Here is a 14,117-nt window from a genome sequence, read left to right as displayed (position 1 = left end):
CATGGACAAAAAAACAGCCCTCACAATTGTGAGGGCTGCTTCTTCAAATTATTTGAGCCAAAGCCCCAAACCAAGAACTTTTAAGTGGCTCAATAGTTACCAAACCAGACCTTTATTATAGCGTCAAATCCGTGTAAAAGCTAGTTATATCAGTCTTTTAAGAGATATTTACATTCATTTGACGTCATAGGAGCATTCAAAGTGGCCAGTATTGAACCACTCAAAACCAGTATTCGCATTATTTGGTATATAAACGGTGAAAAAGACAGCGAAACCTTACTAAACACACCACCAACCGTAGCAAACAAGGCTAACGCCCAAAAAATAGCGGATATGGTTGAGCAACAGATACAAATGGGCATATTCAACCGTGATGCCGTATTCCCATCATCACCAAAGCGACAAGCATCATATTTTGGCTATTATATCCCAGTTTGGGAGAATGCCGAGCAAAGTACAGTCTCCCCAACGACTTGGACGACCTACACCAGCAAAGTGGCCAACCACATCACGCCATATTGGGAAAAGAAGCAAATAAGCAAAATCAGTGCTGAAGATGTCGAATATTGGGTATATAAAGTGCTTAGAGTCAATCTATCACCGAAAACGATTGTCGATATACTAGGTTTATGGCGATCAATATGGAGTTATTGGGCACGTCATCAAAAGAACCCTAACGATCCAAGCCAGTACATTAAGCTTAACGCAAAAGATCCCAAAGACATCGAGCCATTCTCTCGTGAAGAAATCGCATTAATCATCAATACCGAAACGGACACGACCTTTCGGAACTTATGGACGGTCATGTTATGGTCAGGTCTATCCAGTCATGAGCTGATGCCACTGGCCGTAGAAGATATTGATTTTGATCAGGCAACAGCATATATCAGACGTGGCTTTGTGAAAGGCATTCATAAGGCGACTAAAAACCGGCGACGCAAACGGCAAATCGAACTACTACCAATCGTAGCGAATGCCTTGGTCAATCAACGCCAATCGCTAACTGATCAAACCCCTCAAGCAGTCAAAGTACTTGAGCGAGATAATCACACCTATGAAGAGCAGCATCTTACGTGGCTTTGGTACAACCCGCGCACCGGTAGCCATTACACATACCCACAGCTTGAAAAACGTTGGAAACGCCATCTTGATAAATGCGACATACCCTATCGCGCTTTAAACAATGGTCGTCATACTTATGCAAGCCAAGTACTATCGACAGGCATTATCAGCGCCGAATGGCTAGCCAATCAACTGGGACACGTAAATACAGACATGATCCACAAACACTATGCAAAGTTCATTCCCAGTGACACGCGCCATATCATCCGCAACTTAGCCAATGCACTAGACAACAGCCAATAATGCAATCAGCAAAAAGCCCTAAATATAGGGCTTTTTTTATACCTCATTTATAGGTTCAAGTAATAAAATACCACAGGGGTAGCAATATAAGGTAATCATAGTAATAGTTTAATAAATCAGCTATAAGTATTTGATATTATTATTATTTATAAATACCTTAATATAGTAATTAAAAGTAATTATTATTACATCTATAGTATAAGTATATGATTTATATACATTTTATAGTTTCTTGATTAATACCTTTTAGCTGTGTATTGGATTACTTAATAATTACCTCTAAATTACATAAAAAACCTAATAAAATCAATATGATTACCTATATTACCTAGTTTGCACACTACCCCCAAAAATTTAAAAACATCAAAATAAGACGGTGCACTGGACACGCTCACGATCTGCTTATATCTTACGTGGGATTACTATGGGATAGCCTTACCTGCTTAATTCGACAATACATTCTAACAATATCATGTACTTAGAAACCCCAAAACCTTAAAATTAATAATCATAGAGGTTTCGAGTCTCTCCAGCCCCACCATTTTCGGATAGTACATCTTAGACCAAATATCAAAACCTGCTTTTAGCAGGTTTTTTTGTGTCTGAAATTTGGTATTAGAACTATAAAACATCTTATTAAAAGTATTAATCTACTTTTCTACCCTTTATAAGTCCTTTAACACTTCATCCATACGCTAATAGCGACACTCTACCCTCTGAATCAATGCTTTCATGCACCTACCATAGACAGAACTAATTAATAGAAAGGTTTTCCTCACTATCATTGAATAAGGCACTACGTTGATTTTTACGAAGAGCTTCACGTTGAATGATATTTTTCGCATCGACTTTTTCTAAAGGCAATCTTGTTTCGCGAGAAAGATCGCCATCTGCTATTAAGGATAAATAACGAGAACAACAAACTCTTAAAAAAGAGGTGAAATTGCCAATATCATGATCAGCATCGAGAGATTCAAGGTATAGCTTAGTGATCAGTTGATTAACCGTCATTTGATCACGAAATGACAACTCTTCTAATATATCCCAAAAAAACACTTCTAAACGAATTGAGGTGACAACGCCCTGAATTCGAAGTGATTTGGTTTTAGAGCTCCACAAGCTGTCATCAGCACTAATAAAAAGTTGGCACATATATCCTCTCTCGATACTGGGGTCTATTGAACATTCAACAGACCCGAATTAATGCTTATAGCAAGGCAACAAACTGCTTCAGCATAGCTGGGTGGGCAGGCCATGCAGGAGCCGTTACCAGTTGGCCATCTGTAATAGCGCCATCCATAGGTAACTTGACATACTCAGCGTCAGCCATTTCTATTTCTGGCTGACACGCAGGATAAGCAGATACTTTTTTACCCTTCAATACGCCAGCAGCCGTCAGCATTTGTGGCCCATGGCAAACTGAGGCAATCGGTTTATCAGTATTTGCGAAATGCTGAATCATTGCAATGACCTTAGCATTCAAGCGCAAGTATTCTGGCGCACGTCCACCTGGCAAATACAAAGCATCGTAATCTTCTACATTGATATCAGCAAAAGACGCATTAAGGACAAAATTATGACCGCGTTTTTCGGTATAAGTTTGATCACCTTCAAAGTCGTGTATTGAGGTAGCAATGCTATCACCTGCAACCTTATCTGGGCATATAGCATCAACCTCATGCCCCATCGCTAGAAGCGCTTGGAACGGAACCATGTTTTCATAGTCTTCAACAAAATCACCGGTAATGATAAGTACTTTAGCCATGATATTCTCACTGTATTGTAATAAAACATTGTAATGAAATACGGGAACCCAAATTAGTTTATAGCGACTTTGCGTAAAATGAGCCTGAATATCCATTCAAACATAAAAAACAACGACTAGGTAACATGTGAATACTACAAACAATCACTTTTTAAAATAAAATAATAAATTCAGCTATTTTCTAATAACTTCAAATCTATCAATGCCTTATCTATTTCCTGATATCGTCTCTCTACCCGCTTCGCCAATGCTTTGTCGACAATACATTGATAGTGACTATATTCTGCTGACAACATTGGAATGGGTTGTTGGCAATGCTGAATCGCCCACGCTTTTGATTTATCATGGCTGTCGGCATTTACCTGAAACGGGCGTTTCCCTGTTAGTATCTCAACCATCATTACACCAAACGCGTAGATATCACTTTGTACAGTGGCACTCTGTCTTTGCCAACGCTCAGGTGCGAGATACGCTGGTGTGCCAGCAGGATTTGGTTGGCTATTAGCCACCGTCATACGTTGTGACAAAGCAAAATCAGTAAGTAATAATCTAGGGGTCAGACTATTACTCATGGTATCTACAGGCCACTCATCATCAGAACCTTTAATCAAAATATTACTAGGTTTAATATCATTATGTAGCCAACCAGCCTGATGCAAATTAGCTATCAAGTATGCAGCCTGAGTGATGAAATGATGCTTTTGTGACGCTATCAATGACAGATGTTTTGAAGCGGTCAGCTGACTCGCCAAGCTACCATTAGGGTAATAAGGCATGACTACTATAACTAGTTGCTGCAACTGCTCTAGTATTTGAACGTTCACGCAATGATGAGCCAATAGCGGAGGTACGATAGCATTATCTTTGATTTTCGATGAAGCATTTACAGCAGCTAAAATATCCGCTTCATGAGTTAAATCGGCAGCAATAGTATAAGCGCCATCACTCAACTGCCATTTAATCATCACGCTACCAAATTGTGGATGCTGGGCACGTGTTAGTCCTTGGAAGTAAGTCTTGTCGATATGTTGCGTTTTAACAACTTGCGCATGCTGACCTTGCGTTTGTTCTGTGCTTTGCTGAGCAATACGTTGATGCACTATCTCACTAAAATCTTGTGCGTCCAGTTCTTGGTTAATAATAGGCAATAGCTGCATCGCCTGCGCTTGCAAGGCTTGCGTAATAGGCGGATTACTGGCACTATTTTCCATGGTATTGTTTCTCATAATATAGTGAGATTATTGCCTTCCCATTCGTATCATTTCCAAAGATAATAATAGCGCGAATAATGATTACAAGTACTACGATTACTAGGTACTAAGATTGTAGGCACTGAAATTTCAGCAGCGTTAATTGTATTTTTGGGTATGGTATTAAAGACAACCTTAATTGCTAGAGCCACTATGTCACAACCAACTATCCCGACCATGCCATCTGATCAACCTACTTATGCCCTACCCGCACCGTTGTTAGACTTACTCAGTCAGTACTTACAAGAGCGAGTCACACCAACTATTGAAATCGACCCGAGCCAGCTTGCTTATCGCTGGGTTGGTGGACGCACTGGTCACCTGCAGCCTTTGTCGGTCAACCTGTTTTTGAGCTTAGATGACTTGCATGGTATCGATACGCAAAAGTCGAAGTTAGTACAAAACACCCGCCAGTTTATTAAAGGTTACCCTGCCAACCATGTATTGATGTCAGGCACACGTGGTGCCGGTAAATCATCATTGATTCGCGCTTTGCTACAAGCCCATCATAGTGAAGGCTTGCGTATTATCGAGGTTGCCCGCGATGATCTGCAAGTATTGGACAAGATTCGTGCTGCTATTAATGCCCTACCAGCAGATTGTCATTGCCGCTATATCGTATACTGTGATGATCTCGCTTTTAATGGTCAAGACGAAAGCTATCGTGCGCTAAAGAGCGTGCTCGATGGCTCGCTAGACTCTGAGCAAGACAAACTACTGGTCTACGCCACCAGCAATCGCCGTCGCTTGCTACCGCAGATGATGAAAGACAATGTCGATATTTATAATGGGCAGACGGATGAAGTCAACCCCTATGAGGCCATTGATGAAACCGTGTCATTATCAGATCGATTCGGTTTGTCCCTCACCTTCCATCCTATGGATCAGCAGACTTATCTGCAAATCGTTCAGCATTATCTGAGTTTAGAGCAGCAGAAAATCTTAGCTGATATGGATAATGATGCTAAGGACATTTTAGCAAGTCAGTCTATGCCTGATAAGATCAGAAAAGATGCGCTACGTTGGGCCTCTGAACGTGGTGGTCGCTCAGGACGAGTTGCTTACCAGTTCAGCCGCTTTTGGAGTGGTGAAACACAATTGGCTATCGAAGACAGTAAGCGCTAGGTCATATTTAACGCTAAATCATATCTAAGCTTAACGATCTCTAATCACTGCGTGCAGAGCCTATATACTGCACGCGCATCTCTTCTTGACTGCCCTCTTGATCGCTTGCCAACTCAACTGCACCATCGACCATATATTGGTCGAAATCTGCGGCCAACCAGAGATTGCCTTTGTAGACGCTCTCAGCATCTAAACGAATATGTGCCATGTTTGGTGTCTTGCTATTAGGGTTATCAAAACCCTGATAGCGAGCGCTAAAGTGGGTCAAAATTATATTTTTGAGTCTAGCCCCTTGGGCAAATTCGCCGAGCAATTGGGCGCTACTATGCATCGGATCATAGTCTGGATTTTTAGCTTGAATCTTATTGAGCACCTCGTGCGTATAAGTAGCTTCATGCACCAATAAATCCGCATTGATAACGGCTTTGCTTAACAAATTTGGCGCATCATTGTCTCCTGCCACCACCACTCGCGTCCGCTGTATCTCATTGTCAACATAATCTACTGAGCGCAATTGTCTATTACCCTCAGTCGTGACATCTTCGCCTTGCTGTAACTTGCCCCATAGTGCACTTGCTGGAATACCATCTGCCACAAGCTTATCTGTATTAAGGATGCGGCGGCTAATAGTCTGAGTAATACCAAAGGCATGAGAAGCAACTCGATGTGATAGCGGCGTGATATCAATATCAAGCTGATGTTGGTCACTTAAGCTAATACTGACCTTGTTCGTATCATCTTGCTCAGCTAACACCTCTTCAATCGCTATAAAATCGAAAGCAAAAGGTAGATACAGCTCTGTAGTGGCGGTAATAGCTTCAAGCAAAGTAGCAATTGCTTTTGGTGCAATCAAAGTCAATGATTCACGACGTCCTGACATGGCAGCACTAGCTAGCAGCCCTGGTAGACCATAGCAATGGTCACCATGAACATGAGTGATACAGATAGCAGCCAATTGATGTAAGGAGAGCTTGGTATGTAGCAACTGCTGCTGCGTGCCTTCACCGCAATCAATCAGCACCCATGGACGCGATTTCTTACTCTGATTATTCTGTTGACGACTTCCTTGCTGTACGCCAGAGGTATGCGGATTCAAACACTCTATTGCTAATGCGGTCACATTACGCTGTTTGGTCGGTACACCTGCAGAGGTGCCCAAAAAGGTTAGCTTTAGCATAGTGATGCCTTTTATTTATCAGGAATACTGGCTCAGACTTACGAGAACGTCTCTTCATTCTAAAACGATAACAGAAATGAGATAAACGGAGAATATGTCCTAGCTACGACAGTTGGCATATCATGGTTTTTTGACCTTCAACCATTTGTCCACCATTGGCGGTGCAATCGTTTACCATATTCGATTCGTAAGATTTCCAGCCACCATAAAAGCTCGCTGCACATAGAATTACCACTAGAATTTTCTGTGACCACGATTTGATAGAGACTTGCTGGCTATTAATCTGTTGTCTATTATTTTCTTGCATACTGGTATCTTGCTTATTAAGTGATGTTTGAGTTGCTGACTGATTGTCATCTTTATTTAGGCTATCTTGCTTTAGATTACCTTTATTCGAGGTATTTAGATCTGTCATAGTATTATCCTAAAAAAGGCTTTGTTTATTCATAAACAAAGCCTTTGGTCTATATGGCTACTTAAGCGTTGAGAGAGGATTATACCAGTATCCTCTAAAAATTCAGACGGCCGCCCTTTTTTTCTGCTCGCTTAAAGGCATCTCGTTCTTCGCAGCGTTTGAGCCAATTCAAGAGATTAGTATATTTACTCTGATCTAAACCTGCACCAGCATTGGCACCCAAGACTGCAAGATGCATTTGAATATCAGCGGCGCTAAATTCACTACCTGCAAACCAGTGATTTTCATGTAGATGACGCTCCATCATATCTAACATCTTCTCCAAACCGCTACTGATCATGTTCTTTTCAATCTGACCTTGGATTTTTTTGCTGATAGGTTTGATTAGCATCGGCGATTGAGACACTACTTTGGTGAATACCAAACGCATGACCAACAGTGGCATCAATGAAGCCTCTGCAAAGTGTAGCCAAAACGTGTAGGCTTCCCACGCTGCTTCGTTATTATCGTCAGGTTTGAACTGCTTTTCTTTATCATAGTGCTTAATCAAATACTCAATGATAAACCCTGACTCAATCAGCACACGATCGTCTGCTTCTAGTATCGGTGCATTACCAATCGGATGCACTTGCTTTAAGCTATCAGGGGCACGGTATGCCTTATTGCGCTCATAGCAAGTCAGTTTATAATCAACGCCGAGCTCTTCCAACAGCCAGATAATACGAAACGAGCGCGAGTTTGCTAAATGATGAAGATGTAACATAAACCGTCCTAGTTATATATTGTAGTAAATCAGCCATAATATCTCAGATATAGCGCCATATGTTCACTCAATCGCGGCCCTACTGCTCTCGATAATAGCGTAATTTCTACTTCTTTAATACTATGAGTTGGCAGACATGATGGAAAACAATGCCTACCGTATCGATACTGTCTAAGACGGTGTACTCTTTGACATCAATCTAAATGTAATGCTTCAATCTTGCGCGTCATTTTATCTATCTTTTGCTGATATTTTTTGATCTGACGAAATCGATGCGCGATTAGCACGCCTTTGATACGGCGATTTTTCAGACGACGACGTGGTGGAAAACTGCCTACTTGTGGCTCATTGTAGCCATGTAAACGGTCTTCACGTTTACGCGCCATATAACCTAATGCGCTATCAGCAATCATAATCAGCAATGCGATGAAAATCATGCTGTACATCAGCATGGAGCCACCATCATGTAGGCTGCGATCTAAAATTGCGATTGAGAAGATAAACAAGAATATTGGCTCAAGGTAGCACAGAGTGCCAAATAGTGAGACAGGCAGCTTCTGACTCGCTACCATCGTCAGTGACATTGCAGCGGTACTGATAATGCCTAATAACGGCAACAGATACCAAAGCTTGTGGTTGGTGATTGCTACTTCAAAACCACCATTCATATACAGCGCGACCAATACCACTGGTAACAATAATACAAGGTCTGAAATCAGACCAGTAATAGGCGGTACTGCAAGTTTGCGACGTAGTAGATAGTAAGGAGGATAACCCAAGCAAACAAACAAAGTCGCCCAAGAAATAGCCCCATACTCAAAAATATCGTAAGCGATACCGAGACCTGCACATACGATAGCAGCCCACTGAAGTAAGCTCATGTCTTCGTTATAAAAGAACCTGCCGACAACGATCATAATCATCGGATATAGGAAGTAACCCAACGTTACCTCAAGTCCCAAACCATTAACTGGCGCCCACATAAATATCCAGATTTGCGCGCCCAAAATCGGTGTAGGTAATATAAATAAAAACCACTCTTTTGCGTTCTTTAGTGTTTTTAAATAATCAAAAATGTGCTGCCATTGCTTTAGTCCGCTGACCAGCAGCACGAGACTAAAAAACATTGTCAGCACGCGCCACGAAGCGACTTGCGTACCTGATAATGGTTGCAGCAGTAGACCAAATAAGAACAGCAATGAGTATAAAAAATTTGCAGCGACAGCGGTGATTGTACCCTGCGAAGTTTGGTTAGTAGTCAGCATCACAACAGCCTTTAAAGATTGGGGCACATCCATGGCAATTTTTAAAAAAAACAAAAGCCTCAGACGAGAACGTCTGAGGCTTTTGCATATAAGGTCGTCGCGCAATCTAAGTTGAACGCTTTTGATGTATTAGGCTTACATCATGGTCGGCATTATGTCAAAGTCAGAATGAATAAGCAATGCCACTGTTCATCTAGTGTCTAAACTTCTGAATTGAGTAAATTTAATGCAGGTAAATACTTATTTTGCATCAAGTTGTTCAATTTTTTGTTGTATCTTATCCATCTTCTTTTGGTAACGACGAATCTTGCGAAAACGATGGGCTTTTAGCACGCCATCGATACGCTGATTGATAAAATGACGACGCGGTGGAAAGCCGCCAATCTGAAGCTCTCTATAGCCATGCAAGCGATCATTACGCTGACGAACAAGGTAGCCTTTTACACTATCGGCCATCATGACCAGTAGCGCAAGCGTAATCATGCCATACATAAAGAGCGAACCACCTTCTTCAAGGCTTTGACTCAGAATAGTAATAGACAACACAAATAACAGCATCGGCTCGATATAACTTAATGCCCCAAACAGTGATACTGGCAACTTGCTACTGGCAATCATCGTCAGCGACATCGCAAGCGCACTAAAAGCACCAAGCAGCGGCAATAGATACCAGAACTTCACATCTTGCGCCGCAACATCAAAACCACCCGTCATATATAGCACGATGAGCACGACTGGTGTCAATAGCGTCAAATCAAACAATAAGCCCGTAATAGGCGGTACAGAAAGGGTGCGCCGTAGCAGATAATATGGCGGATAACCCAAGCATACAAACAGTGTCACCCAAGAGACTGAGCCATACTGAATAATATCGTAGCCGATGCCGAGCGCTGCAAATATCGCGGCAGCCCACTGCAAGATGCTCATATACTCATGGTAAAAGAATCGACCAAGCACAATCATCACTAGCGGCAATAAAAAATAGCCCAACGTGACATCGAGACCAAACCCATTGACTGGTGCCCACATGAATAACCAAATCTGTCCACCTAGGATTGGCGCAGGCAGTATAAATATCAGCCATTCTTTTAGTGTCTTTAGCGTCTTTATATAATCAAAAACACGTTGCCACTGCTTAGTCAAACTGACCAATATAACCAAACTGAGCAACATCATGAGCACACGCCATGATGCTACCTGCGTCCCTGTTAAGGGCAGCATAAACAGTCCAAACAAAAACATCATCGAGAATAAAAAGCTCGATGATACTGAAGCAACCGTTCCCTGAAAAGTTTGATTGGTCGTAAGCATAACAACAGCCTTAAAAAATAGAACCTTATTTACAGTATTGAAAAAATGAGAGTTAAAAAACAAAGCCTCCGACGATAACGTCAGAGGCTTTTTTCTAGAAAAATGCTAAGAGACTAGACTCAAAAGCTAATTACCAAGACTATTACTCGTCATCGTCTTATGCATAGTTAGTCTATTATAGATTGTCACTTGGTTTATGATCGTTTGCAATATCAATCGCATCATCGACGTCAGTAGTTGCAGTATTGTCAGTTGTTGCATCAATATCTATCTGCTCCTGACCTTCTACCTCAAACGTACCATCTTCTCTCATGGCATCGATAAGCTCGTCATCGCTCTCTTCATGCTCAACGCGCGCCATGGCAACCAGTTTTTCATCTTTTGACAGACGAATTAGTGTAACACCTTGCGTATTACGACCAGAGCTCGCGACATGCTCAACTGGGGTACGAACCAACGTACCTTTATCAGAGATTAAAATGATATCGTCGGTAGGGTCAACCTTGGTCGCTCGTACTAGTGCGCCATTACGCTCGCTGGTCTTGATAGCGATCACACCGCCACCGCCACGATTTTGCGTATTGAACTCATCGATAAAGGTACGTTTACCAAAGCCGTTTTCACAAGCAATCAGGATTTCACGTACATCATCTTCGATAACGACTAATGATTTGATAAATTCATCAGTAGCCAGACGCATACCGCGGACGCCTTTTGCCGTACGGCCCATCGCACGCGCATCATTCTCATCAAAACGAATGGCTTTACCACTTGAAGCAAACAACATCACTTCTTGGCTACCGTTAGTGATACGAGCGCTGACCAATTTATCACCATCTTCTAGTCCAACCGCAATCAAACCGTTCGAGCGAATATTGGCAAACTGCTTCAGCTCTACTCGCTTCACTGTACCATTGGCAGTGGCAAAAAATACGAAAGGCGGCTCTGCTTGGTTGCTATCTTCTACCGAATCGTCATCATTGCTTACTTCTGATACTTCACTTACTACTGATGTATCTTCTACGATTTTTGGAATTGGTAGTATGGTTGTAACGGTTTCGTCGCTATTTAGGCCAATTAGATTGACCAATGGACGACCACGAGCACCGCGACTGGCAATCGGCACTTCAAAACCACGTAAGCTAAAGACACGTCCACTATCAGTGAAACACAGTACCGTAGAATGCGTTGATGTCACGACTAAATGATCGATTACATCATCTTCTTTCATTGCCGTGGCAGACTTACCTTTACCGCCGCGTTTTTGTGCGACATAGTCATCAATCGGCTGAGTTTTGGCGTAGCCAGTACGCGATACCGTCATGACGACCGTTTGCTCAGGGATAAGGTCTTCGCGACTAAAGTCCATGCGTGAATCGATGATATCGGTACGTCGCTCATCACCAAAGTTATCACGAATCTCGATCATCTCATTAGAGATAATCGCCATCAGCTTATCAAAATCGCCAAGGATAGACTCTAAGTGTGCAATTTCACGCAGTAAGTCTTGGTATTCTTCAGTCAACTTGTCTTGTTCAAGACCCGTCAAACGATGCAACTGCATATCTAAAATCGCATTGACCTGCTCAAGTGACAAGCGATAGCGCTCTTCGCCTTCGATCAGACCAAACGGCGCCTTAGGATCTTCGCCTTCGATAAACTCAGGACGTACTGATTGACTACCAGCAGCTGTAAGCATCGCAACGACGCTACCTGAACCCCACGTGTTATTTAATAAGCTTTCACGTGCTAGGCCACGGTTTGCAGAAGCTTTAATCGTCGCGATAATTTCGTCGATATTGGCTAGAGCAACCGTTAGACCTTCTAGCAAATGACCACGAACGCGGGCTTTGTTCAATTCATAAATCGTACGGCGGGTCACCACTTCTTGACGATGGCGAACAAATGCAGCGATAAGCTGACGCAAGGTCAATAGTTTTGGCTGACCATTATCGAGCGCCACCATATTGATACTAAAGCTAGACTCTAGTGGCGTTTGTAGAAATAGGTTATTAACAATAACTTCAGCCGTCTCGCCGCGACGCAAGTCAATAGCGATACGCATACCGTCTTTATCAGACTCATCACGAATCTCGCTAATACCCTCGATTTTTTTATCACGGACCAGCTCTGCGATACGCTCGATTAGTTTGGCTTTATTCGCCTGATAAGGGACTTCGGTAAATACGATGCGCTCACGATCACGGTTGACGCCAGAATTGCTCATCGGCTCGATATGATAACGACCACGAATATGCAAACGGCCTTTACCCGTGCGATAAGCATCTAAGATACCTGCACGGCCATAGATAATACCGCCTGTAGGGAAATCAGGACCTGAAATATGCGACATCAGCTCTTCAGCTGAAACTTGTGGATTTTCAGCATAGGCCAAACAAGCATTGATCACTTCGGTCAAATTATGCGGGGCCATATTGGTCGCCATACCAACGGCAATACCCGTCGCACCATTGACCAATAGGTTAGGAATACGCGCTGGCATCACACTTGGCATGCGCTCAGAGCCGTCGTAGTTGTCTTCCCAATCGACCGTGTCTTTGTCCAAATCAGCGAGCATCTGGTGGGTCAGTTTGGTCATACGTACTTCGGTATAACGCATCGCTGCCGGAGGATCATCATCGATCGAGCCAAAGTTACCTTGACCATCAACCATTGGATAGCGCAAGCTGAAATCCTGCGCCATACGGACGATGGCATCATAGACGGCACTATCGCCATGTGGATGGTACTTACCGATAACATCACCGACCACACGTGCTGATTTTTTATACGGTTTATTATAGTCGTTTGATAGCACGTGCATGGCATACATCACGCGGCGGTGTACAGGTTTGAACCCATCACGCACATCAGGCAGCGCACGCGAGACGATCACGCTCATCGCATAATCCAAATACGACTGCTTTAGTTCATCTACGATGCCAATAGGACTGACCGATTCGCTCATATACACTCCTTCACTCACATTTTTTTCTAACGTTGACACATCGCTTATGGCACCCATAGATCATATAAAAATACTGCCACATAAATAGGCAGTCATGACCAAAATAGATACCATAAAAAAACACTGCTACACGTGCAAAACAATAGGAAAATAGTGATACGGTTTTTGTTAAAAACAATGTTTAATAAAAGAAGCTATTTTAGCACAAATTTGCTGATTTAGGGGGTTCTGAGTACCATTAAAATCAAGCTAGACGGTTCATTCGCAGTGATATTTTGAATTATTGACACACACTAAAATAATTCTAATGACAGGTTTTTTTTGATTGGCTGATTTTGCCATTTTTACAGACGAACTTACCATCTGCTGAGCAATGAGACAGCCCGCCCATTTTACCTGAACAAGGCGTATTTCGAGCTTGTGCTTGGCTCATAGATGTAAAGGCAAATACTAGGGCGAGTAGCGCTGTGCTGATTGATTTCATTGTTTATTCTCCGTATCTGATGGATATTAAATAGAAAAATACTATACTCATTGGCTACAGCTCGACAAGATTTATTTTGACTAACTGAGTGGATACTTATATTTCTATCTACAGTTCAACATGACATTTGATTTAACGCTAAAATCTTGAGCATAGAGCTCATACGTGGTTTGCATATAAGCTCTATTGGCAAACAACTAGGATGCTTAGAATATTTAGCCAATACAAC

12 protein-coding genes are annotated in these 14,117 nt (G+C 42.3%); 2 read left to right on the top strand and 10 right to left on the bottom strand.

Going from position 1 to position 14,117, the window contains the following annotated elements; genetic code table 11:
* Window positions 1-201 precede the first annotated feature (201 nt).
* The gene (locus tag FQV37_RS05660) at window positions 202-1,365 is read left to right on the top strand and encodes a tyrosine-type recombinase/integrase (protein ID WP_240990958.1); all 1,164 of its coding nucleotides are present in this window, start codon (window positions 202-204) and stop codon (window positions 1,363-1,365) included.
* A 753-nt stretch (window positions 1,366-2,118) separates the two neighbouring features.
* On the opposite strand, the gene FQV37_RS05655 is transcribed toward FQV37_RS05660, so the two are convergent.
* The 3 genes from FQV37_RS05655 to FQV37_RS05645 form a co-directional block, all read right to left on the bottom strand.
* Entirely contained in the window at window positions 2,119-2,517 is a 399-nt protein-coding gene (locus FQV37_RS05655) for a ribbon-helix-helix domain-containing protein (RefSeq protein ID WP_102091996.1), read from the bottom strand.
* 55 nt (window positions 2,518-2,572) lie between these two features.
* Window positions 2,573-3,133: a DJ-1/PfpI family protein gene (locus tag FQV37_RS05650; RefSeq protein ID WP_277342684.1), complete on the bottom strand. Its 561-nt coding sequence runs from the start codon at window positions 3,131-3,133 to the stop codon at window positions 2,573-2,575.
* 167 nt (window positions 3,134-3,300) lie between these two features.
* Complete coding sequence (locus FQV37_RS05645; RefSeq protein WP_160021619.1) at window positions 3,301-4,341, bottom strand: serine/threonine protein kinase; 1,041 nt, start codon at window positions 4,339-4,341, stop codon at window positions 3,301-3,303.
* Between the two features lie 192 nt (window positions 4,342-4,533).
* Between FQV37_RS05645 and FQV37_RS05640 the strand changes: the two genes are divergently transcribed.
* Window positions 4,534-5,505 (top strand): ATP-binding protein, encoded by a 972-nt coding sequence (locus FQV37_RS05640; protein ID WP_420876983.1) that lies wholly within the window; start codon window positions 4,534-4,536, stop codon window positions 5,503-5,505.
* Window positions 5,506-5,545: 40 nt separating this feature from the next.
* Here FQV37_RS05640 and FQV37_RS05635 read toward each other — a convergent pair whose 3' ends face one another.
* The 7 genes from FQV37_RS05635 to FQV37_RS05605 all read right to left on the bottom strand — a co-directional run bounded on the left by FQV37_RS05635 (window position 5,546) and on the right by FQV37_RS05605 (window position 13,888).
* Entirely contained in the window at window positions 5,546-6,682 is a 1,137-nt protein-coding gene (locus FQV37_RS05635; protein WP_160021618.1) for a ribonuclease Z, read from the bottom strand.
* A gap of 103 nt (window positions 6,683-6,785) precedes the next feature.
* Complete coding sequence (locus FQV37_RS05630) at window positions 6,786-7,097, bottom strand: hypothetical protein (RefSeq protein WP_102094353.1); 312 nt, start codon at window positions 7,095-7,097, stop codon at window positions 6,786-6,788.
* A 94-nt stretch (window positions 7,098-7,191) separates the two neighbouring features.
* On the bottom strand, window positions 7,192-7,860 hold the full coding sequence (locus tag FQV37_RS05625; RefSeq protein ID WP_102094352.1) for a glutathione S-transferase: 669 nt from the start codon (window positions 7,858-7,860) through the stop codon (window positions 7,192-7,194).
* A 194-nt stretch (window positions 7,861-8,054) separates the two neighbouring features.
* Window positions 8,055-9,125 carry an EamA family transporter RarD gene (rarD, locus tag FQV37_RS05620; protein ID WP_160021617.1) on the bottom strand — a complete coding sequence of 357 codons (1,071 nt, stop codon included), beginning with the start codon at window positions 9,123-9,125 and terminating at the stop codon, window positions 8,055-8,057.
* Between the two features lie 240 nt (window positions 9,126-9,365).
* Complete coding sequence (rarD, locus tag FQV37_RS05615; RefSeq protein WP_160021616.1) at window positions 9,366-10,436, bottom strand: EamA family transporter RarD; 1,071 nt, start codon at window positions 10,434-10,436, stop codon at window positions 9,366-9,368.
* 175 nt (window positions 10,437-10,611) lie between these two features.
* On the bottom strand, window positions 10,612-13,404 hold the full coding sequence (gene gyrA, locus FQV37_RS05610; protein WP_160021615.1) for a DNA gyrase subunit A: 2,793 nt from the start codon (window positions 13,402-13,404) through the stop codon (window positions 10,612-10,614).
* A 304-nt stretch (window positions 13,405-13,708) separates the two neighbouring features.
* Window positions 13,709-13,888: a YdcA family protein gene (locus FQV37_RS05605; RefSeq protein WP_160021614.1), complete on the bottom strand. Its 180-nt coding sequence runs from the start codon at window positions 13,886-13,888 to the stop codon at window positions 13,709-13,711.
* Between the last annotated feature and the right edge of the window lie 229 nt (window positions 13,889-14,117).

Origin of the sequence: Psychrobacter nivimaris, from assembly GCF_009812035.1 — a bacterium.
GTDB lineage: Bacteria > Pseudomonadota > Gammaproteobacteria > Pseudomonadales > Moraxellaceae > Psychrobacter > Psychrobacter nivimaris.
Note: the sequence above shows the minus strand (reverse complement) of the source record. Positions and strands in the feature narration are given on the sequence as shown.

Coding starts and splice junctions, on each gene's coding strand:
- rarD (WP_160021617.1), bottom strand. CDS start 9,125: ATGCTGACTACTAACCAAACTTCGCAGGGTACAATCACCGCTGTCGCT.
- FQV37_RS05635 (WP_160021618.1), bottom strand. CDS start 6,682: ATGCTAAAGCTAACCTTTTTGGGCACCTCTGCAGGTGTACCGACCAAA.
- FQV37_RS05640 (WP_420876983.1), top strand. CDS start 4,534: ATGTCACAACCAACTATCCCGACCATGCCATCTGATCAACCTACTTAT.
- rarD (WP_160021616.1), bottom strand. CDS start 10,436: ATGCTTACGACCAATCAAACTTTTCAGGGAACGGTTGCTTCAGTATCA.
- FQV37_RS05625 (WP_102094352.1), bottom strand. CDS start 7,860: ATGTTACATCTTCATCATTTAGCAAACTCGCGCTCGTTTCGTATTATC.
- FQV37_RS05645 (WP_160021619.1), bottom strand. CDS start 4,341: ATGGAAAATAGTGCCAGTAATCCGCCTATTACGCAAGCCTTGCAAGCG.
- FQV37_RS05630 (WP_102094353.1), bottom strand. CDS start 7,097: ATGACAGATCTAAATACCTCGAATAAAGGTAATCTAAAGCAAGATAGC.
- FQV37_RS05655 (WP_102091996.1), bottom strand. CDS start 2,517: ATGTGCCAACTTTTTATTAGTGCTGATGACAGCTTGTGGAGCTCTAAA.
- gyrA (WP_160021615.1), bottom strand. CDS start 13,404: ATGAGCGAATCGGTCAGTCCTATTGGCATCGTAGATGAACTAAAGCAG.
- FQV37_RS05605 (WP_160021614.1), bottom strand. CDS start 13,888: ATGAAATCAATCAGCACAGCGCTACTCGCCCTAGTATTTGCCTTTACA.